The sequence below is a fragment of the Amycolatopsis sp. VC5-11 genome (assembly GCF_037034185.1).
In the GTDB taxonomy this organism is placed as follows: domain Bacteria; phylum Actinomycetota; class Actinomycetes; order Mycobacteriales; family Pseudonocardiaceae; genus Amycolatopsis; species Amycolatopsis nivea.
On record NZ_JBAGKF010000005.1, the window covers coordinates 288,277 to 310,528 of the forward strand.

19 protein-coding genes are annotated in these 22,252 nt (G+C 69.7%); 15 read left to right on the top strand and 4 right to left on the bottom strand.

The features are described from left to right. The first annotated feature begins 271 nt into the window (after nt 1–271). The 8 genes from WA670_RS18550 to WA670_RS18585 all read left to right on the top strand — a co-directional run bounded on the left by WA670_RS18550 (nt 272) and on the right by WA670_RS18585 (nt 7,304). Entirely contained in the window at nt 272–1,123 is an 852-nt protein-coding gene (locus WA670_RS18550; protein WP_037814675.1) for a helix-turn-helix transcriptional regulator, read from the top strand. Beyond that, nucleotides 1,120–2,568 (top strand): Fe-S cluster assembly protein SufB, encoded by a 1,449-nt coding sequence (gene sufB, locus WA670_RS18555; RefSeq protein WP_037814676.1) that lies wholly within the window; start codon nt 1,120–1,122, stop codon nt 2,566–2,568. Before WA670_RS18550 ends, sufB begins: the two co-directional genes overlap by 4 nt. Next, nucleotides 2,569–3,741, top strand: a complete 1,173-nt coding sequence (gene sufD, locus WA670_RS18560; protein ID WP_134669652.1) for a Fe-S cluster assembly protein SufD — start codon at nt 2,569–2,571, stop codon at nt 3,739–3,741. 32 nt (nt 3,742–3,773) lie between these two features. Next, a complete protein-coding gene (gene sufC / locus WA670_RS18565; protein ID WP_037814678.1) occupies nt 3,774–4,544 on the top strand; it encodes a Fe-S cluster assembly ATPase SufC in 771 nt (256 codons plus the stop codon). Nucleotides 4,545–4,594: 50 nt separating this feature from the next. Further along, on the top strand, nt 4,595–5,911 hold the full coding sequence (locus WA670_RS18570; protein WP_037814680.1) for a cysteine desulfurase: 1,317 nt from the start codon (nt 4,595–4,597) through the stop codon (nt 5,909–5,911). Further along, on the top strand, nt 5,908–6,357 hold the full coding sequence (gene sufU / locus WA670_RS18575; RefSeq protein WP_037814681.1) for a Fe-S cluster assembly sulfur transfer protein SufU: 450 nt from the start codon (nt 5,908–5,910) through the stop codon (nt 6,355–6,357). The genes WA670_RS18570 and sufU overlap by 4 nt, the downstream gene beginning before the upstream one ends. Beyond that, on the top strand, nt 6,354–6,752 hold the full coding sequence (locus WA670_RS18580; protein WP_037814682.1) for a metal-sulfur cluster assembly factor: 399 nt from the start codon (nt 6,354–6,356) through the stop codon (nt 6,750–6,752). Before sufU ends, WA670_RS18580 begins: the two co-directional genes overlap by 4 nt. A gap of 126 nt (nt 6,753–6,878) precedes the next feature. Continuing rightward, complete coding sequence (locus WA670_RS18585) at nt 6,879–7,304, top strand: hypothetical protein (protein ID WP_037814686.1); 426 nt, start codon at nt 6,879–6,881, stop codon at nt 7,302–7,304. Between the two features lie 672 nt (nt 7,305–7,976). Here WA670_RS18585 and WA670_RS18590 read toward each other — a convergent pair. Then, nucleotides 7,977–9,896, bottom strand: coding sequence for an ABC1 kinase family protein (locus WA670_RS18590; protein ID WP_336158353.1), 1,920 nt, complete (start codon nt 9,894–9,896; stop codon nt 7,977–7,979). A gap of 173 nt (nt 9,897–10,069) precedes the next feature. Between WA670_RS18590 and WA670_RS18595 the strand changes: the two genes are divergently transcribed. Beyond that, nucleotides 10,070–10,612, top strand: coding sequence for a snapalysin family zinc-dependent metalloprotease (locus tag WA670_RS18595; protein WP_134669685.1), 543 nt, complete (start codon nt 10,070–10,072; stop codon nt 10,610–10,612). A gap of 142 nt (nt 10,613–10,754) precedes the next feature. Here WA670_RS18595 and WA670_RS18600 read toward each other — a convergent pair whose 3' ends face one another. Further along, entirely contained in the window at nt 10,755–11,480 is a 726-nt protein-coding gene (locus tag WA670_RS18600; protein ID WP_336158354.1) for a class I SAM-dependent methyltransferase, read from the bottom strand. A gap of 83 nt (nt 11,481–11,563) precedes the next feature. On the opposite strand from WA670_RS18600, the gene WA670_RS18605 reads away from it, so the two are divergent. Both WA670_RS18605 and WA670_RS18610 read left to right on the top strand, forming a co-directional pair. Continuing rightward, nucleotides 11,564–12,763 (top strand): sensor histidine kinase, encoded by a 1,200-nt coding sequence (locus tag WA670_RS18605; protein WP_037814698.1) that lies wholly within the window; start codon nt 11,564–11,566, stop codon nt 12,761–12,763. After that, entirely contained in the window at nt 12,760–13,404 is a 645-nt protein-coding gene (locus WA670_RS18610; RefSeq protein ID WP_336158456.1) for a response regulator transcription factor, read from the top strand. The genes WA670_RS18605 and WA670_RS18610 overlap by 4 nt, the downstream gene beginning before the upstream one ends. Here WA670_RS18610 and WA670_RS18615 read toward each other — a convergent pair. After that, the gene (locus tag WA670_RS18615; protein WP_336158355.1) at nt 13,388–15,067 is read right to left on the bottom strand and encodes a GGDEF domain-containing protein; all 1,680 of its coding nucleotides are present in this window, start codon (nt 15,065–15,067) and stop codon (nt 13,388–13,390) included. The genes WA670_RS18610 and WA670_RS18615 overlap by 17 nt on opposite strands. 144 nt (nt 15,068–15,211) lie before the next feature. Further along, nucleotides 15,212–16,318 carry a lycopene cyclase family protein gene (locus WA670_RS18620; RefSeq protein ID WP_336158356.1) on the bottom strand — a complete coding sequence of 369 codons (1,107 nt, stop codon included), beginning with the start codon at nt 16,316–16,318 and terminating at the stop codon, nt 15,212–15,214. Nucleotides 16,319–16,356: 38 nt separating this feature from the next. On the opposite strand from WA670_RS18620, the gene WA670_RS18625 reads away from it, so the two are divergent. The 4 genes from WA670_RS18625 (at nt 16,357) to WA670_RS18640 (ending at nt 22,240) form a co-directional block, all read left to right on the top strand. Beyond that, nucleotides 16,357–17,919: a deoxyguanosinetriphosphate triphosphohydrolase family protein gene (locus WA670_RS18625; RefSeq protein ID WP_037814706.1), complete on the top strand. Its 1,563-nt coding sequence runs from the start codon at nt 16,357–16,359 to the stop codon at nt 17,917–17,919. Between the two features lie 40 nt (nt 17,920–17,959). After that, nucleotides 17,960–18,451, top strand: a complete 492-nt coding sequence (locus tag WA670_RS18630) for a GNAT family N-acetyltransferase (RefSeq protein WP_336158357.1) — start codon at nt 17,960–17,962, stop codon at nt 18,449–18,451. 60 nt (nt 18,452–18,511) lie between these two features. Further along, the gene (locus WA670_RS18635; RefSeq protein WP_336158358.1) at nt 18,512–19,171 is read left to right on the top strand and encodes a barstar family protein; all 660 of its coding nucleotides are present in this window, start codon (nt 18,512–18,514) and stop codon (nt 19,169–19,171) included. Nucleotides 19,172–19,435: 264 nt separating this feature from the next. After that, a complete protein-coding gene (locus tag WA670_RS18640; protein WP_442893105.1) occupies nt 19,436–22,240 on the top strand; it encodes a S8 family serine peptidase in 2,805 nt (934 codons plus the stop codon). The last annotated feature ends 12 nt before the right edge of the window (nt 22,241–22,252 follow it).

The window sequence follows — 22,252 nt, forward strand, 5'->3', positions numbered from 1 at the left end:
AGCGTATCGAGTCCGGTCCGGGCGGCGTGGCGAGTCCGGCCGGAAGGCTGCGGGCGGGTGCGGGGCGGCGGGTCGCGGGTGGGTTTGGCGGGGGGTGCGGAGGGGCGGATCGGTCTGGTTCGGGCGGAGGGGAGGATCGAGTCCGGTCGGCGTGCGGAGTCCGGCGGGAACGGTGTGGGCGGGTGCGGGGCGAGGCCCGTTCCGCGTGAGTCGGGTCACTGGGCGACACCCCGCCTTTGCCCGGCGGCCGGAAATAAGACACACTTGTGTTGTGAAAAAGAACGGGACCACCGGCGAGGGGCGCGGCGAGCAGCCGCGCACCGCGGCTGTCGGCGTTCCCGTGCAGGTCAGCGCCGCGAACGTGGCCGAGGGGCGCACCCGGCACGAGGTCGCCCGGCTGCTGCTGGAGCAGGGCCCGATGACCGCCGTGGTGGTCGCCGAGCAGCTCGGGATCAGCCCGACCGCGATCCGGCGGCACCTCGACGCGCTGCAGGCCGACGGCGAGGCCGAGACCCGCGACGCCCCCCGCAAGGGCCCGCGCGGACGCGGCCGCCCGGCCAAGCTGTTCCTGCTCACCGAAGCGGGCCGCGCCCGGTTCGGCCACGCCTACGACGATCTCGCGGTCTCGGCCATCCGCTTCCTCGCCGAGCACGCCGGCCCGGACGCGGTGCGCGCGTTCGCCGAGCGCCGGGTCGAGGGGCTCGTCGGGCCGCACCGGCAGGCGATCACCGGATCGGCTGATCCGGTCGAGCGCGCCGAGGCCCTCGCCACCGCGCTGAGCAGGGAGGGCTACGCTGCCTCGACCCGTCAGGTCGGGGCGGGAACCCCCGCCGCGAACGTCGGCGCGCAGCTGTGCCAGCACCACTGCCCGGTCGCGCACGTCGCCGCGGAGTTCCCGCAGCTGTGCGAGGCCGAGACGGAAGCGTTCGCGAAGCTGCTGGGCACCCATGTCCAGCGGCTGGCGACCATCGCGCGCGGAGACAACGCGTGCACCACACACGTACCCGCCGGACCGGCGGGTATCCCGGCCCATCCCGAGCCGGACCGCACGACGCCCGGACCAGCGGCCCCGCCGCCCGAAGGGCACGCACCACGGATCCCGAATGGAGGGAAACCCGCATGACTGCCGCTGCCGAGCAGCGCACTCCCACCACCGAGCCGTTGAGCCAGGAAGAGACCATCGCGTCCCTTGGCAACTACGCCTTCGGCTGGGCGGACTCCGACGAGGCTGGCGCCAGCGCCCGCCGCGGCCTGAACGAGGATGTCGTCCGCGACATCTCCGCGAAGAAGTCCGAGCCCGAGTGGATGCGCGACGCCCGATTGAAGGCGCTCAAGCTGTTCGACCTCAAGCCGATGCCGAACTGGGGCGCCGACCTCTCGGGGATCGACTTCGACAACATCAAGTACTTCGTGCGGTCCACCGAGAAGCAGGCGGCCAGCTGGGAAGACCTGCCCGAGGACATCAAGAACACCTACGACAAGCTGGGCATCCCCGAGGCGGAGAAGCAGCGCCTCGTGGCCGGCGTCGCCGCGCAGTACGAGTCCGAGGTCGTCTACCACCAGATCCGCGAGGACCTGGAGGAGCAGGGCGTCCTGTTCCTGGACACCGACTCCGCGCTGCGCGAGCACCCGGAGATCTTCCAGGAGTACTTCGGCTCCGTGATCCCGGCCGGCGACAACAAGTTCTCCGCGCTGAACACGGCGGTGTGGTCCGGCGGCTCGTTCATCTACGTGCCGAAGGGCGTGCACGTCGAGATCCCGCTGCAGGCCTACTTCCGGATCAACACCGAGAACATGGGCCAGTTCGAGCGGACGCTGATCATCGTCGACGAGGACGCCTACGTCCACTACGTCGAGGGCTGCACCGCGCCGATCTACCAGTCGGACTCGCTGCACTCCGCGGTCGTCGAGATCATCGTGAAGAAGGGCGCCCGCTGCCGCTACACGACGATCCAGAACTGGTCGAACAACGTCTACAACCTGGTCACCAAGCGCGCCAAGTGCGAAGAGGGCGCGACCATGGAGTGGGTCGACGGCAACATCGGCTCCAAGGTGACGATGAAGTACCCGTCGGTCTTCCTCATGGGCGAGCACGCCAAGGGCGAGGTCCTCTCGGTCGCGTTCGCGGGCGAGGGCCAGCACCAGGACGCCGGGGCCAAGATGGAGCACCTCGCGCCGCACACGTCCTCGACCATCGTGTCGAAGTCGGTCGCGCGCGGCGGCGGCCGGACCTCCTACCGCGGCCTGGTCAAGGTCGCGAAGCGGGCGCACCACTCGCGCTCCAGCGTGGTCTGCGACGCCCTGCTGGTGGACACGATCTCGCGGTCGGACACGTACCCGTACGTGGACATCCGCAACGACGAGGTGTCCATGGGCCACGAGGCCACCGTGTCCAAGGTCAGCGAAGAGCAGCTGTTCTACCTGATGTCGCGCGGCCTCGACGAGGCCGAGGCGATGGCGATGATCGTGCGCGGGTTCGTCGAGCCCATCGCGCGCGAGCTGCCGATGGAATACGCGCTCGAGCTGAACCGCCTGATCGAGCTGCAGATGGAAGGGTCCGTCGGCTAAATGTCCGTGGCAGAGAACAACGTTTCCGAAGCCATCCGCGAGGGGGCCGTCATCCCGGCGGCCTCCCGCGCGGAGCGCTTCACCTCCTACGACGTCGAGGCCTTCGAGGTCCCCGGCGGGCGTGAGGAAAACTGGCGCTTCACGCCGATGAAGCGCCTGCGCGGCCTGCACGACGGTTCCGCCGTCGCCTCCGGCGAGATCACGCTGGAGACCGAGGCCGCGCCCGAGCTGAAGATCGAGACCGTCGGCCGCGACGACTCGCGGCTCGGCCAGGCGGGCGTGCCGAGCGACCGCATCGCCGCGCAAGCGTACTCCTCCTTCGCCAAGGCCACCGTCGTGACGGTGCCGAAGGAGACGAAGGCGTCGACTCCGTCGGTGCTGCGCATCCACGGCCCGGGCGAGGGCCAGGTCGCCTACGGGCACCTGCAGGTCCGCGCCGAGGCGTTCGCCGAAGCCGTGATCGTGCTCGACCACGTCGGGTCCGGCACCTACGCCGACAACGTCGAGTTCGTCATCGGCGACGGAGCCAAGGTCACCGTGGTCAGCGTCCAGGACTGGGCCGACGACGCGGTGCACGTCTCCGAGCAGCACCTCAAGCTGGGCCGCGACGCCGCGCTGCGGCACACCGTGATCACCCTGGGCGGAGACCTGGTCCGCATCTCGCCGACCGCGACCTTCACCGACAAGGGCGGCGACGTCGACATGCTCGGCGTCTACTTCGCCGACGGCGGCCAGCACCAGGAGCACCGGCTCTTCGTCGACCACGCGGTGCCCAACTGCAAGTCGCGGGTCGGCTACAAGGGCGCGCTGCAGGGCGAGGGCGCGCACGCGGTGTGGATCGGCGACGTGCTGATCCGGGCCGCGGCCGAGTCCACCGACTCCTACGAGTTCAACCGCAACCTGGTGCTCACGCCCGGGGCGCGCGCGGACTCGGTGCCGAACCTGGAAATCGAGACCGGCGAGATCGAAGGCGCCGGCCACGCGAGCGCGACGGGAAGGTTCGACGACGAGCAGTTGTTCTACCTGCAGTCGCGCGGAATCGCCGAAGAAGCCGCCCGCCGCCTGGTCGTGCGCGGGTTCTTCCACGAAATCCTGGTGAAGATCGACGTCCCCGAGGTGCGCGAGCGCCTCGAAGCCGCGATCGAGGCCGAACTCGAAGCCGTCGGCGCCTGACGCCCTCCACCGCAGACTTTAGGAAACGAAGAATGGCTACCCTGGAAATCAAGGACCTGCACGCGTCGGTGACCACCGACGAAGGCGCCAAGGAGATCCTCAAGGGCGTCAACCTGACCATCCGGTCGGGCGAGACGCACGCGATCATGGGCCCGAACGGCTCCGGCAAGTCCACCCTGTCCTACGCGATCGCCGGCCACCCGAAGTACACGGTGACCTCCGGCGAGGTGCTGCTGGACGGCGAGAACGTGCTCGAGATGAGCGTCGACGAGCGCGCCCGCGCCGGCCTCTTCCTCGCCATGCAGTACCCGGTCGAGGTGCCCGGCGTCTCGATGTCGAACTTCCTGCGCACCGCGGCCACCGCGGTCCGGGGCGAGGCTCCCAAGCTGCGCCACTGGGTCAAGGAGGTCAAGGAGGAGATGGGCAAGCTCGGCATCTCCCAGGAGTTCGCCGAGCGCTCGGTGAACGAGGGCTTCTCCGGCGGCGAGAAGAAGCGCCACGAGATCCTGCAGCTGGCGCTGCTCAAGCCGAAGTTCGCGATCCTCGACGAGACCGACTCCGGCCTGGACGTCGACGCGCTGCGCGTCGTGTCCGAGGGCGTCAACGAGTACAAGGCGGGCAACGAGGTCGGCGTCATGCTGATCACGCACTACACCCGCATCCTGCGGCACATCACCCCGGACTTCGTGCACGTCTTCGCCGACGGCCGCATCGTCGAGTCCGGCGGCCGCGAACTGGCCGACGAGCTGGAGGAGAACGGCTACGTCAAGTACGTCGGCTCCGCCGAGCCGGCCAAGGCCTGACGTTCCCCGCGCCCCGTTCCCGACGACACCGAGAGAGAGGAGTTGGCTCGATGACCACCACGGCTTCGAACAGCCCGACCAACTCTGTTCCCCTTGACGTGGCGGCACTGCGTGCCGACTTCCCGATCCTGACGCGCACCGTGCGCGACGGGAAACCCTTGGTGTACCTGGACTCCGGAGCGACCTCGCAACGGCCGGTGCAGGTGCTCGACGCGGAACGGCGGTACGTGTTCACGTCGAACTCGGCCGTGCACCGCGGCGCCCACCAGCTGTCCGAAGAGGCCACCGACGCCTACGAATCCGCGCGTGCCAAGACCGCGGAATTCGTCGGCGCGGACCCGGAAGAGCTGGTGTTCGCCAAGAACGCGACCGAGGGCATCAACCTCGTGGCGTACGCGATGAGCAACGCCGCCACCGCCGGACCGGAAGCGGAGCGTTTCCGGATCGGCGAGGGCGACGAAATCGTCATCACCGAGATGGAGCACCACGCGAACCTCGTGCCGTGGCAGCAGTTGTGCCAGCGCACCGGGGCGACGCTGAAGTGGTTCAAGGTCACCGCCGAGGGCCGGCTCGATCTGTCCGACATGGACAGTGTGATCACGCCGCGCACCAAGGTGGTCGCGTTCGCGCACCAGTCCAACGTGCTCGGCACGGTCAACCCGGTGGCCAAGCTGGTGGCCAAGGCGAAAGAGGTCGGCGCGCTGACCGTCCTCGACGCCTGCCAGTCCGTGCCGCACTTCCCGGTCGATTTCCACGCGCTGGACGTCGACTTCGCGGTGTTCTCCGGGCACAAGATGCTGGCCCCGTCCGGGATCGGCGTGCTGTACGGCCGGACCGAACTGCTGTCCGCGATGCCGCCGTTCCTGACCGGCGGTTCGATGATCGAGCTCGTCACGATGGAGCGCACCACGTTCGCCGCGCCGCCGCAGCGGTTCGAGGCCGGGGTGCCGATGACGTCGCAGGCGATCGGCCTCGGCGCGGCGGTGGACTACCTGTCCGCCATCGGGATGGACCGCGTCGCGGCGCACGAGCACGAGCTGGCCGCGGCCGCGATCGCGGGCATCAGCGCGATCCCGGGCGTGCGCATCGTCGGGCCGACCGACCTGGAAGACCGCGGCGCCACCGTCGCGTTCGTGATCGACGGCGTGCACCCGCACGACGCCGGCCAGGTGCTCGACAGCCTCGGCATCGCGGTGCGGGTGGGGCACCACTGCGCGTGGCCGCTGCACCGGGCGTGCTCGGTGCCCGCCACCGTGCGGGCGAGCTTCTACCTGTACAACACGCTGTCCGAAGTGGACGCTCTGGTCGCCGGGATCCGCGAGGCGCAGAAGTTCTTCGGGGTGGCCCAGGACGGGGCCGAGAAGTGAACCTGGAGAGCATGTACCAGGAGATCATCCTGGACCACTACAAGAACCCGCACGGGCGCGGCCTGCGCGATCCGTTCGACGCGGAGTCGTTCCAGGTCAACCCGACCTGCGGCGACGAGATCACCTTGCGGGTGAAGGTCAGCGACGGCAAGGTCGAGGACGTGTCCTACGACGGGCAGGGCTGCTCGATCAGCCAGGCGTCCGCGTCGGTGCTCACCGACCTGGTCGTCGGGCACACGGTCGACGAGGCGTTCACGACCATGGACGCGTTCGTGGAACTGATGCAGGGCAAGGGCAAGGTCGAACCGGACGAGGACGTACTGGAGGACGGCGTCGCGTTCGCTGGCGTCGCGAAGTACCCGGCGCGCGTGAAGTGCGCCCTGCTCGGCTGGATGGCGTTCAAGGACGCGGTGTCCAGCACCACCACAGGAGCTGAGAAGGCATGAGCGAAGAGACGGCCACCGACCCGCGCGAGGGGCGCACCGCCGCGGACCTGCCCGAGCAGTCCGCCGCCGTCCCCGCCGACATCGCCAAGATCGAGGACGTCGAGGAAGCGATGCGCGACGTCGTCGACCCGGAACTCGGCATCAACGTCGTGGACCTCGGCCTGGTCTACGACATCCGGGTCGAGACCGACAACACCGCGACGATCGACATGACGCTCACGTCCGCGGCGTGCCCGCTCACCGACGTGATCGAGGACCAGACGTCGGCCGCGCTGACGTCCGGCGGTCTCGTGAACGACTTCCGGATCAACTGGGTCTGGATGCCGCCGTGGGGCCCGGAGAAGATCACCGACGACGGCCGCGAGCAGCTGCGGGCGCTCGGTTTCACTGTCTGACGTTGTGCTTCGAGAAGGCCGCTCCCGGTTCGCCGGGGGCGGCTTTCGGCGTATCCGGGCTGGTGCGTTCGGGCGCTGCCGGGCGGAACGCCGGATTCTGTCGGGGACGGGTGCTATTACTGGTCAATGACCGAACCCGACTCCGAATCCGTGCGTTCTTCCGAGGAAAGACCCAGCCGCGGCCTGGCCGTGGGAGCGGTGTCCGTGGCCGCGGTGAGTTTCTCGCTCGCGGTGCTCACCTGGCTGGCGTGGCTGCTGGTCCGGCCCCGGATGCTGACCGCCGGGGTGTATCCGCTCGTGGCCGAGGTGTTCGTCTTGGTGCTCGGTGCGTTGTGGTTCCTGGCGCTGCTGGCCGGGGTGCTGGCGGTGGTGCTGGGGCGGCTCGGGGGAGGACTGCGCTACGGCGGCGACCTGGCCCGCAAAGGCGCGCTGCTGGGCGGGCTGACGGTGGTGGTGGCGCTGGCCGGGACGGTCGCGTTCACGGTTAGTCCTGGGTTGATGCCTGCTTATGGGGATGTTGGGCGGCCGCTTAATTCGATCCTTCGGGAGTAGGGGTTGTATAACGGCCTATACGGGGGTGGGTGGTTGTGTGGGTCCGTTGTGGATAGAGGGGCGTTGGTCGTTTGCGCGGTTCTGGGCCGCGTGACGGATTCGCGGGTCCGGTTGATCCTCGCTCGGTGATCGATGGGTTTCTGGCACCGCCGCTGGTTTTCTGCGTGCTTCGCCGGTTTTCGGCGGGGCTGGCGCGTATGCCGTTGCGCAGGGGTATTTCACCTTGCTGGGTCGGGGGATGCTTGGCGTGACTTGCTGTGGTGGTGAGGGCGTCGTGGTTTCGGGCGGCTCGTCGCCTGGCGGCGACATTGCGCCCGTTGGTTGCGTGGGGCACCCCGAAGCTTGATTGTGCTGACGGTCGGTGGGTGCTTGTCAAGGCGGGAAAGATGCCTTGACAAGCACCCCCGAACCGCAGGAGAGCTTCGTATCGGGGTGCGGGGGAGGGGCTGGGTGCCTCGCTCGTTGGGTGCACCGGCTGCGGTTGGTGGGTGGGATAGCGCCCCAATGTGGCATTGGGTGCGTGGGACGCACCCAATGTGGCGTTCGGTGCGTCTGACGCACCCAATGCCGCATTGGGGCGCTACCGGAGTGCGGTCGTGAGGGGAACCCTGACGGAATCAGAGTTCCTCAGGGTGGCCCTCACGTACTTCGCCGAGGCGGGTTCGGCCGGGGTCAGCGGGTTCGGGGTCGTCGTCCGGAGCGTCGGAAGACGACGAAAAGCAGTCGTAGCCCCGCCAGTGCGCTGATCATCAGCAGGTTGTAGCCGAACACGTGGTTGAGCGTCAGCCCGGGCACCAACTGCGGGCCGCTCGAGCTGGACAGCAGCAGTACGGCCATGAGCCCGGTCGCGATGCCGACCAGGGCCAGCAGTACCTCGTGCACCAGGCCGGTCACCAGGTCGCGGTCGCGTTCGTCGGAGAACAGGCGCATGTTCACCGACAGTCTTCCTTCCTCCAGCGCCGCGCCGATTCGGTCGACGCGGCGGGGGAGGCGGCGCAGCACTGGCAGCAAGGCGGTGAATTCGTCGGTGACGGTGCGGCGCAAGGTGTCCGGGCGCAGGCCGATGCGTTCGGTGGCGAATGCGCGCGATTCGGCGACCAGGTCGAAGTCCGGGGCTAGCGTCGCGAGGGTGCCTTCCATCGTCGCCAAAGCGCGGAACACCGCGGCGATCGGCGGCGGGACGGCGAGGCGGAAGTCGGCTACGACGCGGAACAGGCCGGTGAACAGGTCGAGACAGGGGCTCCGGCCGGGGCCGAAGTGTCGGGCCAGCAGGGCGCCGAGGGCGCGTTCCAGGCGTTGTTCGTCGAGATCGTCCGGGCGGTTGACGATTTCCAGCAAGCCGTCGCGGACGCCGGCTGGGTCGCCGCGGTCGATGGCGGGCAGCAGGGCTTGCAGGCCGGCGCGCAGGCCGGTGTCTAGGCGGCCGACGGAGCCGAAGTCGAGCAGGCCGAGGGTGCCGTCTTCGAGCAGCAAAACGTTGCCAGGGTGCGGATCTGCGTGGAAGACCCCGCCGAGCAGCACCTGGTCGAGCAGGCCGCGCAGGAAGGTGCGGGCGAGTTCTTCGCGGGAGTGCGCGGAACCTGTCGCGAGCGGTTTGCCGTCCAGCCGGCGCATCACCAGAACGCGCTCCGTGGACAGTGCTTTGTGGACAGTCGGAAGCGTGACGCCGGGGACCGGATGTGCGGCGATGGCGTCGATGTTCGCGGCTTCGGTGCGGAAATCGAGTTCGTCCTCAAGGGATTCGGCGAAACCGTCGGCCAGTTCCCGGACACCGAGCGAACGTGCCCAGCCGGCGCGTTCGTACAGTACGGCGGCGAGGCGGCGGACGATGTCGATGTCGCGTTCCACTTGCTCGCGGATCCCGGGCCGCTGCACCTTCACGACCACCTCGGCACCGGACCGCAGCCGGGCGCCGTAAACCTGCGCGATCGACGCTGCGGCAAGGGGTTTGTCGTCGATGTGGGCGAAGGCGGTGAGGTCGATTTCCTCCCGCAGCAAAGCGCGCACCTCGTCTTCGGGCGCGGGCGGAACTTGATCGTGCAGCTTGCTGAGTTCGCGGATGTAGACCGGCGGCAGGAGATCGGCGCGGGTCGAGAGCAGTTGGCCGAGCTTCACGAACGTCACGCCGGCTTCTTCCAATGCAAGCCGCAGCGATCGCGCGAGTTTCGCCGAGCCGTCGGGTCCCGCGGTGCGCCGGCCGGTGAGGAACGAGCCGAGGCCGTGGCGGATCGCGATGCGCATGATCCGCGAGTAACGACGGGCGCGGGACGCGCGGGATCGCAGCGAGCGCATCCGGGCGAACAGGCCCGGTCCGCCGGACGGGACCGCGAGTTCGGCGACGAACAGGACCAGCAGGGTCACCGCGAGCGCGCTGCCCGCCAACGGGATCAGCAGTCCGATCGCGACCCCGGCGTTGGTCAGCACGGCGATCGGGAACAGCCGGACGGCGGTGCCCGCGACGAGCCAGCCGGCCAGCGCGGCGCCGAGCGCCCGGACGAGACCGACGCGCACTCCGAGCACTTTGCGGGCCGCGGCGACGAGCGGCCACAGCACGACGACGTAGGCCACCAGGCCGAGCAGCAGCGTTTGCATGCCGAAGAGCACACCAGCACGGCGGCGCGTGCGGATCCAGCCGGGGCGGGACGGGCCTCCCTCTCGCGGGGGAGCGCCCTACTTTCGGACGTAGTCGGCCCCGGTGGTGAACTTCTAACGTCATCGAGCGGACAAAGGGTTGCTTGCTTTCCCCGATGAGTACGGAGGACACGATGCACGCACGAGGGTTCCGGCGGATCGCCGCACTGGCCACGGTCGCCGCCGTGCCGCTCGGCTTCGGCCTGGCGACCGCACCCGCCGCGTCCGCCGCCGCGGCGACCACCGTCTACTACAGCTCGGCAGGCGCGCCGGACTACCTCGCGCAGATCGACCAGGGCGCGGCGAACTGGAACGCCGCGGTCACCGACGTGCAACTGGTCAAGGACGAGGGCAAGGCGACGATCACCATCCACGAGGTGCACAGCGGCGGCTCGTACACGCAGACCGACGGACACGGCAACGGCGACGTCTACCTGGACACGAGCCAGGTCGCGGAGGGCTACGACCCGACCCGCATCGCCGCGCACGAACTCGGGCACAACCTCGGGCTGCCGGACCACTACGAAGGGCCGTGCACGGAGCTGATGTCGGGGCACGGGCCGGGCACGTCGTGCACCAACGCGAAGCCGGACGCGCAGGAGTCGGCGAAGGTGCAGCAGTTGTGGGCCAACGGGGTCCGGGCCGCGGGCACGCGGGTCACGACGACTGTCTACTGAGGACTCGTGAGTGTTTATGCCGGTTCTAACCGGCATAAACACTCACGACACCCCAGCGCACCCGGGCCCGCGCCGGGAAGTCCTCGCCGGACCTCGTGAGTGCTGGTGCCGGTTAGAACCGGCACCAGCACTCACGATGCCCCTACTCCGAGTGCAGCACGAAGAACAGGCAACTCGGACTGACGCACAGCATCCGGTAGTCCTCCGGGAACAGCTTTTCCGCCTCCGGAACCGGTTTCGGCTCGCTGAGCACCGCAATCCGGAACCCGGCCGCCGTGAATGCGTCGGTCATCGCGTGCACCGGTCGGTTCCAGAAGCTCATCGGCATGGTGCGGCCGTCGATTTCCCAGGTCTCGGTCCACTCGTAGGTGGCCGAGTAGTCGGTCTGCTGTCCGGCTTGCCGCTGCAGCAGGTGAATGGCAAAGGGATGGTCGACCACCACTATCAGCCGTCCGCCGGGCTTGAGGATGCGGTGGAACTCGCCGAGCGTCGGGCCCCAGTCTTCGAGGTAGTGCAGCACCAGTGAGGCGACGACGTCGTCGAACGCGTTGTCCGCGTAGGGGAGCGGCTCGGCCACGTCGGCGACGCGCAGGTCCACGTCCGGTCCTAGCCGCTCGCGGGCGATGTCGAGCATGCCGCTGCTGAGGTCGAAACCGGAGACTTCCGCGCCGCGATCGCGCAGGGCGACGGTCAGCGGCCCGGCGCCGCAGCCCGCGTCGAGAATCCTCCGCCCGGTCACGTCCCCGGCCAGCGCCAGCACGGCGGGCCGCTCGTAGTAGGCGTTCTGGATTTCGGTGTCCGACCATCGGGTGTAGGTGTCGGCCAGCAGGTCGTAGTCGTTGACGACGGTGCTCTCTTCAGGAGGCATGCGGTCCACGGTGCCAGAAAATCGGCCGCCGGGTCCCGCCCTGGAGGGAGGCGTCCGCCGGCGCCGCCTGTCAGGATTGGCGGGTGCGTTTCTTCCGTCCGCTGGTCAGCGGGGTCACCTATCGCCGGTGGGTGTACTTGATCCTCGGTGCCGCGCTCAGCGTGCCGTACCTGCTGCTCGCCATGGTCGCGATGCCCGCGCTGGTGCCGTTCGCCACGACGATGGGGTGGGCGAGCCTCGCCGGGTTCGTCGTGATGCTCGTGGTGCTGGCCGCGACCGCGTTCCTGCCCGCGGTGCGCGTGCTGGAGGCGGCGGCGGTGCGGGAACTGCTCGCCCAGCCCGCGCCGGGACGCGGACGGCTGCGGTGCGCGACGATGTTCGTGCTGCACGTCGTGACCGGTCTGTGCACCGGTCTCGCGACGCTCGCGGTGCCTGCCGGGTTCGGCTTCGCGATCAACGCGGTGTTCACCGGTCGGCTTGTCGACACGCCAGATTTCCACCTGACGGTTCCGCGCGGCTGGGCTTCGGCGTGGCTGCCCGCGGCGTTCGTGGCGGCTTTCGTCGTGCTGATCTACGTCGTGTGGGCCCTCGGCGGAGTGCTGCGCCGCGTGGCCGCCCGGTTGCTCGGCTGGTCCGCCGCCGAACGCATCGCGCAGCTCGAACGCCGCACCGACCAGCTCGCCGAGCGCACCCGGCTCGCGCGCGAACTCCACGATTCCGTCGGTCACGCGCTTTCGGTGGTCACGCTGCAAGCGGGGGCCGCGCGGCGGACGTTGCACACCGACCCGGGCTTCACCGAGGAAGCGCTCACCGCGATCGAGGAATCCGCCCGCACCGCGCTCGACGACCTCGACCACGTGCTCGGCCTGCTCCGCGACGAAGCACGCGACCGGACACCGCACGCGGGTCTCGCCAATCTGCCCGCGCTGATCACCGTGACGCAGCAGTCCGGGACGGAGTGCCGCTACGAGGTGCACGGCGACATCGCCGCGGTGCCGGCGGTGGTTTCCCGTGAGGTGTACCGGATCCTGCAGGAATGCCTCACCAACGCGGTGCGGTACGCGGGCAAGGTGCCGGTCACCGTCGCACTGGCGGTCGCGGACGGGCAGCTGCGGGCGGCGGTCGCGAATCCGCTCGGCTCGGCCCGGCCGTCGCGCGCCCGCGGCGGACGCGGTCTCCGGGGCATGGCGGAGCGGGCGGAACTGGTGGGTGGCAAGCTGTCCGCGGGACCGGTCGGCGATAACTGGGAGGTCGTGGTGACGGTGCCGTGGGGGAACCGGTGAGCGTGCGGGTGCTGCTGGTGGACGACGAACGGCTGATCCGGGCCGGGCTGCGCGCGATCGTGGACAGCGAACCGGACCTGACCGTGGTCGGCGAGGCGTCCGACGGCGCGGAGGTGCCGGGTCTCGTCGGGCAGCTGCGGCCGGACGTCGTGCTGATGGACGTGCGGATGCCCGCGGTGGACGGGATCCGCGCGACCGAGCATCTGCTGTCCACTGTGGAGGATCCGCCGAAGGTGATCGTGGTGACCACCTTCGAAAACGACGACTACGTGTACGACGCGCTGCTCGCCGGGGCGAGCGGATTCCTGCTGAAACGCGCGCGCCCGGAGGAGATCGTCGCCGGGATCCGCACGGTGCTGGCAGGGGATTCGCTGTTGTTCCCGGCCGCGATCCGGGGCATGGCGGCTCGCCGCGCGCCGGGTGCCGCCGCCCCGCTGGACTTCCTGACCGAACGGGAACGCGACGTGCTGCGGCTGATGGCGGCGGGACTGTCCAATGGGGAGATCGCGGCGGAGCTGTATCTGGGGCTGCAGACGGTGAAAACGCACGTCGGGAATGTGCTGTCGAAACTGGGCGCGCGGGACCGGACGCAGGCGGTGATCCGGGCCTACGAGTCGGGATTCGTCAGGCCGACCGGCTGATCGCGACGTCCCGGCCGATGCCGCGCAGGACTTCGACGCGGTCGCTGCCGGGGCGGCTGAGGACCCAGCTCGAACCCGGAACCGCTTTGGCGCGTTTCTTCAGCGGTGCGAGGAGCCGGGAAGCGTCCCGATAGGACGGAATGGCGCCGCTGCCGCACACGAGCGTCGCCAGGGAAACCGTGACCGGTATGCCCTCGGCGGACCAGTGCGTGTCCAGCAAAGCCGCGGCGACCGTGCCGATCTCGTCCACGTCGCACACGATCAGGAAGTCGTCGCCACCCACGTGGCTCACACGCATCCGCGGCAGCCGCCGGGCGAGGTCGGTGAGCGTTTCGCCCAGGGCGCGGATCAGGTCGTCGCCCGCGGCGAAACCGGCGTTGTCGTTGACCGATTTGAAGGCGTCGACGTCCAGCCACGCCGCCACGAACTGCTCGCCGCTCGCGATCCGGCGTTCGACGTCGCGGGCCGCCGCTTCGCTGCCCGGCAGCCGGGTGAGCGGGCTGAGCGTGACCGCCTCCTCGACCTTCGCCTCGGCGACCCCGCGCACGACCTCGGTCACCAGCACCACGCCGAGGCAGTGCCCGGACGCGTCGACCACCACGACGTCGTCGCCGGTGCGGCCCCAGTCGGCGTCGGTGACCAGTTCGAGGAATTCCAGCGCGCTCGCGCCCGCCTCGATCAGGTGCGGTTTGTCCGCCAGCCGGGCGGCGGGCCGCTTCGCGTGCAAGGCGTGTCCGTACGGACCGGTGATGGTGACGAGGAACCGCGTCCGGTCGACTGACCACTGTGGACGGTTGTCCGCGTCGACGCCGACCACGCCGCTCGGCGCGTCCGCGGCGGCGAGCACCTCGCGGACGTCGTCGCAGGTCGCGTCGACCGGCAGGGTCGTCGCCGGGCGGAGGAAGTCGCCGACGCGCGGGGCCTGCGGCGGCGCGGGCGTGCGCCGGTCCTCCGGGATGACCGCGCCGGAGGCGGGCGCGGACCGGTGCGCGGCGGGCGGCGCGAGCAGGTTGCCCTGCGCGATCCGGACGCCGAGGCTCTGTGCGGCGTCGAGCTGCGACTCGGTTTCGATGCCGGTCGCGACCAGCCGGATGTTCGTGCGCGTCGTGAAGTGCAGCAGCGCCTCGACCACCGCTGTCGACGCCGGGTCGCCGGGCAGGCCGCGCAGCACGCTGCGGTCGAGTTTCACCAGGTCCACCGGCGACTGCGCGAGCAGCGCCAGCGGCAGGTCGCCGCGGCCGAGGCCGTCGAGCGCGAGCCGGAAGCCCTGTTCGGTGAGCGCGCGCATGCCGTCGAGCAGACGGCCAGTGGGCAGGTGCGTGAACGGCGGTCCGACCTCCAGCACGACGTCGCGGGTGCGCCGTCCGGCCGCGCCGAGTTCGGCGATCAGCTCGTCGAACGCCTCCAGCGGCGACGCGAGCGTGCGGGCGGAGACGTTGAGGTGCAGCGGGAGCGCGCTGGGCCGCTCGGCCTCCTGGCGCACCGCGGCGGCGGCCAGCCCGAGGTCGACCTCGGTGAGCTTGCCCGCGCGGCGGGCCTCGGCGAGCAGTTCGTGCGCCGTGCCCCGGCCCGGCCGGGCCAGCGCTTCGTACGCGACGACTCCGCCGGTGTGCAAGCTGTACATCGGCTGGAAGGCGAATCGGACCGCACGCAGCGTCGTCACGGACGCGATACTCGCACCGCCGAAGGGGGCCGCGAAACCGTTGTCAGCTGATGTTCACCGGCGCGGCACTTCGGCCACCGGATCGGAGTAACAAAATGCTTTTCCCGTTCGCTCGATCGGGCAAGGCAAAATCCCGGCACGGACTCAGCCGAGCAGCCGCCGGCGCAGCCGGGCCGGGGCGGCGCGGAACAGGTTTGCCATGGTCGAGGCGGTGCCGGGCAGGTCGGTGCGGCCCGAGGTGAACGCGCGCTGTGCCGGGATCGGGAGCTCGAAGAACAGGTCGAAGAATTGCGCCGACTGAGCGGGTGACATTCCGCACAATGCACGGAGTCCGTGGCGGCGCAAGGCATGCACAGCACGGGCTTCCGGCGGCCACAATGCCTTCCGGGCAGCGCCGGCCGCGGCCGCCGGACCTGCGTCGAACGCGTCCGCCAGAGCTTCCGCGACGCGAGGCGCGAGCTGCAGTGCGGTCGCGAGGCTGAAACCGGTCGCCGGGTGCACGAGCGCGCCCGCGACCCCGAACGGCACCGCCTGGCCGCGCTTCGGCAGCGGGACGTCGAGCACGATCCGCACCTGTTCGACCCGGCCCGCCGGACGGATTCCCGCTGCTTTGAGCCGCGCGTGCAGCCGCTGGGCCAGTTCGGACACCGGGAGCCCGGGTTTGCGGGCCAGCGAGGTCTCCTCGACCAGCACGGAGCCGTCGCCGAGGGGCAGGAGATAGCGGAAGCTGTCGGTGCCGTCGCGCCAGTCCATGAAGACAGCGGTGTCGGGCGGGGCCAGTCGCTCGGCCTGGTCCGCGGGCAGCACGAGCCCATACGCGGTCTGCTCGGCGCGCGGAGCCCGGAGCTTGGGCGCACCGGACGCGTCGACGAACACGGCGGCTGCGAGCCGTCGACCGTCGGCGAGCAGGACCGTCGAACCGTGCGGACCGTGTTCCGCGCCGGTCACCTTGCCCGTGATGACCTCGACCTTCGGTTCGGTGAGCCACTCGCGCAGCCCGGCGTTGTCGAGCACCCGGTAAGCCCGGTCGACGCGGTGCTCGCGGGTCCCGAACGCGAGCGTCGTTGCCGGAGCCGCGGCGATCGCTTTATCCGGCAGCTCCGGTACTTCGTCTGCCCACAGTCCGTAAGTGTTCGGCCACTTTCGGTGCGGATCCGGGTCGAGCACGGCCGTTTCCAGTCCTCGCCGGGCGCACGCGGCCGCCAGCGCCCGTCCGGCCGGGCCGCCGCCCGCCACCAGCACGTCGGTCATCCCGCAATCCTGCCGGACGGCCGGATACGGTGGGACACATGGACGAGACCGATCCGAGGGCAGCGCGGCGGGACCCGCAGGACGGGACCGGCGGGTTCACCGATCTGGCGACCAGCCCGTTCCGCGTCGACCGCGACCGGATCACCGCGTCGCCGTTCTTCGCGCGGCTCGGCGGGGTCACCCAGGTGGTCAGCGCCGGCGGTGCCGGGCTGCTGCACAACCGGCTGACCCACAGTCTGAAGGTCGCGCAGGTCGCGCGCGGGATCGCGGAGCGGATCACCGGATCGAGCGAGTCGGCCGAACTCGCGGCGAAACTCGGCGGCTGCGACCCGGACGCGTGCGAGGCCGCCGCGCTGGCGCACGACCTCGGGCACCCGCCGTTCGGGCATCTCGGCGAGCAGATCCTGGACCGGATCGCCCGGCACCGGTTCGGCCTGGCCGACGGTTTCGAGGGCAACGCGCAGTCGTTCCGCATCGTCACGACGACCGACGTGCGCGGCCCGTCCGCCATCGGCCTGGACCTGACGACCGCGGTCCGCGCCGCGGTCCTGAAGTACCCGTGGGCGCGGCTGCATTACCCGCAGCCGCATCCGACCGCGATGCCGCTGCCGCCCCGTGGCGCGGCCGAGCCGGACGACGCTCCCGGCACCGGCGCGAGCAAGTTTTCCGCGTACGTCACGGAATTGGACGACTTCGAGCAGTCGCGCGCCCCGTTCGCCGGCCGGATCGAGCCGTGGCAGCAGACGGTCGAAGCGTCCGTTATGGACACTGCCGACGACATCGCGTACGCGATCCACGATCTGCAGGATTTCCACCGCATCGGCGTCCTGCAGCACGCCCCGGTCGCCGCCGAACTGGGGGAGTGGCTGGCGCACGCGGTCGAGCTGGCCTCTTTGGACGATGCCCGGCTGACCGCGGAGATCCGCCGGCCAGGCCGTTCCCTGGAGCGGATGCGCCGCCGCATGCACCTGAAGGACAGCTGGATCGTGGACGACGACGCCTTCGCCGCGGCCGTCGCCCGAGTCCAGCGAGAACTGGTCGACGGCCTCCTCGCGGACGGCTTCGACGGCTCGACCGAAGCCGAGCAAGCGACGGCCGCCTTCTCGGCGAACTGGATGGCGCGGCTGGTGGACGGGGTGTTCGTCCTGTCGTCGCCCCCGACCCGGTCCGGGCACGTCTCGCTGCGTCCCGCGCAGTGGCACGAGGTGCAGGTCCTGAAGTTCGTCCACCGGCGGTTTGTGTTGCTGCGCCCCGATCTCGCCCTGCACCAGCGCGGCCAGGCAAGTCTGGTCACGACGCTGGTCGACGCGCTGGACGCGTGGCTCCTGGACCGCGACGAGGCTTCCCGCTTGCCGCGCCGGCTGCACGACCTGATGGAACTGGCACACGGCGAGTACTCGGACCTCGCCCGGGTCGCGCCGGAACTACTGGTGGGCGCGACTGGCGAACGAATCGAGGGCGCGGACGCGGTGCGCGGACTGGCCCGGGGACGCGCGGTCGTGGACTTCGTGGCTTCGCTGACCGACAAGCAGGCGGTGACCCTGCTGGACGCTCTGTCAGGCCGGTCGAGCCAGCCTTGGTCGGATTCCTTTGTGCTGTAAATAGGTTGCGTTCGCCGGGGCTGGTCAGGACGGTAGGCAGATGCCGTTGACGATCCGGGACGCTGGTGCCGACGATTGGCCGGGGATCTGGCCGATCATCCGGGACGTGGTGACCGAGCAGCAGACGTTCCCCTACGACCCGGCGATGAGCGAATCCGAAGCCCGTCAGCAGTGGCTGGTCGCAGCCCCGGCGCGGGTCGTGGTCGCGGTCGACGGGGATCGGGTGCTGGGCACGGCGAACATGTACGCCAACCGGCCGGGCCCGGGCAGCCACGTCGCTTCGGGAAGCTTGATGGTGTCCAGGGACGCCCGAGGCCACGGCGTCGGGCGGGCGTTGGTGGTGGACTTGATCGCTTGGGCACGGCGGATGTCGTTCGCGGCGATTCAGTTCAATGCGGTGGTGGAGACCAATGTTCATGCGGTGCGGTTGTACGAGAGTTTGGGGTTCGTGACGCTGGGGATCGCACCGGGGGCGTTTCAACATCCGGTCGAGGGGCGGGTCGGGTTGCGGATCATGTGGCTGGAGTTGTGAGCGTTGTATCGGCTTCTGTCCGAAGCGGACCGTCCGGGGTTTGCGCTGGCCTTCGAATCGATGTCCGGCTTCCTCAGCGAGGGCCGGGCTGCTGGGCTGGTAACTCTCGAAAACGTGGTCGGCGCGGCTGAGGCGATACCGGTGACTGTCGAGGACGCGGAAATCGAGGTGGTCGACGGCGCTGGCAAGGCTATCGGCCACTACTGGTTCGGCCGCCTGGAATTGCGGCCGAAGAACCTTGTCCGGATGCCGGACGGATCGGTGCGCCTCGAAGTTTCGTGTCCCGACGGTTGGCCTTATCCGCACGCGCAGGCGATCTGGTCGCGATGGCGCCGCGGCTCGATCCTGCCGGGCGAGTGGACGCGTTATCCCGCGGCCCAGCACGGCGACTGGCTGCACGTCGTGCAAAACGCGTGGTTCACCTCCGGGAAGCGCGCGATGCGCTACAACACGGGCGACATCGTCATCGACGGGCAGGGCTTGTCCTCCGAGGACTCGTTCTATTGCGCCCTCGGCGAGGCGGCGAACGGGCCGGGAGGTTACTTCGGCAGCAACTTGGACGCACTCGACGACTGTCTCCGCAGCGAACCCGCTTCAACTCCGCCCTATCCGGTGGTCTGGAACGCCGCGGCGGAATCCCGCCGAACCTTGGGCGATGCGTTCGTGGAGGCGGTCGCGGAAGTGTTCGCCGACCACCGCATCGAACTGCACGAGCGGTGAATCCGCTGTCCAGTAAAGCCTCGCCAGGACAACCGAGGCGGCAGCAGCTCCGCCGAACGGCCTACGACGTCCGGCGGGCAACGGATATTGCCTCACCAACGTCACTCCAACGGCCGTTTTTCCCGGACAGAAGTGGTACTTAGCTGGATCCAGCCGGTGATCACCGGCGTTGGCCAGCGTGAGTCGGGGCACGCGGTGCGAGATCGGAGGGCGCACGTGCGTCGTACCCGTTCACCTGGAGCCTCGATAAGAAGACGGACGGGCGTGGTCGCCGCGGCGGTGCTTGCCGCCGGGCTGGTGACACCGCCCTTGGCCGATGCGCAGGAGTCTACTGTGGACTCCACTGCGAAAAGTCAGATCGCCGCATTGCAAGCGGTGAAAGCAGGACAGACCGCGACTGAGTCCAAAATAGACAGCAAACTGCTCGTCCAGGAGAAGATGCGCACGCGGAGCCTGAGCGCGGCCGCGTTGCCCGGAATCGGCAAGACCGCCGACAAGGCACTGGTCGACATCCGGGTCACGAAGGTCAGCGACGGGCTCGTCAACGACCTGCGCAAGGCCGGGGCCGAGGTGCGTGCGGTGTCGAGCACGGCGGCGAGCATCCGGGCCGACGTGCCGTTGGCCGCATTGCCGGAGATCGCGAAGCGCGGCGACGTGAAGCACGTCGAAACCGCGGATCAGGCGATGACGGCGCGGCAGCGGGAAAACAAGAACGGCACGGAAACCAAGCAGCAGAAGGCCGATCGGATCGACCGGCAGCTCAAGGAAGCGATCGGGACCAAAACGCAGGTGGTCAGCGCGGGCGACCGGGCGCACAACGCGGACACGGCGCGTCAGCAGTTCGGCGTGACCGGAACTGGCGTGAAGGCGTGCGCGCTGTCCGACGGCGTCGATTCCCTGGAGGTTTCCCGCACCAAGGGCGAGCTTCCGGCGGTCGATGTCCTGACTGGACAGGCCGGCAGCGGCGACGAGGGCACCGCGATGCTGGAGATCATCCACGACCTCGCGCCGAACGCGAAGCTTGGTTTCGCGACAGCATTCACCTCTGACGCGAGTTTCGCCGACAATATCCGCAAGCTCCGTTTTGAAGCACATTGCGACGTCATCGTCGACGACGTCATTTACTTCAAGGAATCCCCGTTCCAGGACTGGATCATCGCGCAAGCGGTGAACGACGTGACGGCCGACGGCGCGCTTTATTTCTCCTCCGCGGGCAATGAAGGCAACGTCGCCGACGGCACCGCAGCGCACTGGGAAGGCGACTTCGTCGATTCGGGAGTCTCGATCGGCAAGTTCGCCGGCACCGCGCACAACTTCGCGGGCGCAGCCGGAAAGCAGGTGTACGAACCGATCTCGGACGCGTCGTCGGCGAGCATCCCGGTGACGCTGCACTGGTCCGACCCGATCGGCGCGGCCTCGGACGACTACGACCTCTACCTCCTCGACGCGCGCGGCAACGTCGTGAGCTTCAGCCAGGACGTCCAGAACGGCACCCAGGACCCGTACGAGCAGCTGGCGACCCCGCTGTTCGGCGGCACCGGGCTGCGGCTCGCCGTGGTGAAGTTCTCCGGGGCGAGCCGGTATCTCTCGCTGACCGCGTTCGGCAGCCGGTTCCGCGATTCCGCGGACGGGCTCAAGGCGTACTCCACGCCGGGTGCGGTCGTGGGCCACGCCGCGGCGCGCAAGGCGTTCGCGGTCGCTGCGGCACCGGCCGAGGCGGCGTTCGGGCGGCCGCTCGAACCGGGCGACCCGGCGAACCCGACCGGACCGTATCCGGCGGCGTATTCCGCGGCCAGCAAGGCGGAACGGTTCAGTTCGGACGGTCCGCGGCGCATGTTCTACGAAGCCAACGGAACGCCGATCACGCCGGGCGACGTGTCGTCGACCGGGGGAGAGGTCCGGCAGAAGCCGGAAATTACCGCGGCGGACGGCGTGCACACCTCGGTGAGCGGGTTCGACCCGTTCTTCGGCACCTCGGCGGCCGCACCGCACGCGGCCGCGATCGCGAGCCTGGTGCTGTCCGGCAATCCCGGACTGTCCTCTTCGGGCATTCGCGAGGCGTTCCTCAAGACCGCGGTGGACATCGAAGCACCCGGCACGGACAACCTCACCGGGGCCGGAGTGCTGCTGGCGGACAAGGTGCTCGCGTACACCGGAGCCAGCCCGCAGCCGTACGCGGAAGCGGGACAGCCGACGGTCCGCGGACCCAGCGGCGGCAGCACGCTCAACCCCGGTGACACCGCGACTGTCACGCTTCCGGTGAAGAACACCGGCGACGGCACCGCAGTCTCCACGAGCGTTGTGCTCACTTCGCCGACCCAGGGCGTCACGATCGAGCCGAGGGCGAAGTCGTACGGCACGATCAGCCCGGGACAGACCGGAATCAACGACTTCACCGTCACGGTTCCGGCAAGCCAGCAGCTCGGCTCGCCGGTGGTGCTCACCGCGAAGGTGACTTTCGCGGGCTCGTACTCGCCGCGCACCAGCACGTTCTCGCTGCCGGTCGGCACGCCGTCGCCGGTTTCGCAGGCGTTCGCCTACGCCGGTCCGGCGGTCGCGATCCCGGACAACTCGCCGCTCGGCGCGTCGGTCCCGCTCGTGGTGAGCGGCGTCGGTCCCGCGTCGAAGGTGTCGCTCTCGATCGACGGCGCCACCTGCACCACGGCGGAGAAAGCGACCACGGTCGGCATCGACCACACCTACGTCAACGACCTGGTCGGCACGCTGACCTCGCCTTCCGGCGCGACGGCGACGCTGTTCCAGAAGGGCGGCGGCAGCGGGAACAACCTCTGCCAGGTGGTCTTCGACGATTCCGCGACCAAGCTGTTCAGCTCGACCGGGTCCGGGGACGCGCCGTACACCGGCACCTACCGGCCGGTCGCGGCGCAGAGCCAGCTCGGCGCTTCGGCGGACGGCACGTGGACGCTCAAGGTCGTCGACACCACCGGCGGCGACACCGGTTCGATCCGCAGCGTTTCGCTGCACGTCAACGGGTACGTCTCGGCCGGGCATCCGGCGGACGTGCACAAGACGGTGACCACCGGGCCGGTGCGGCCTCAGCTGGCCTAAGCGATGCGGGGC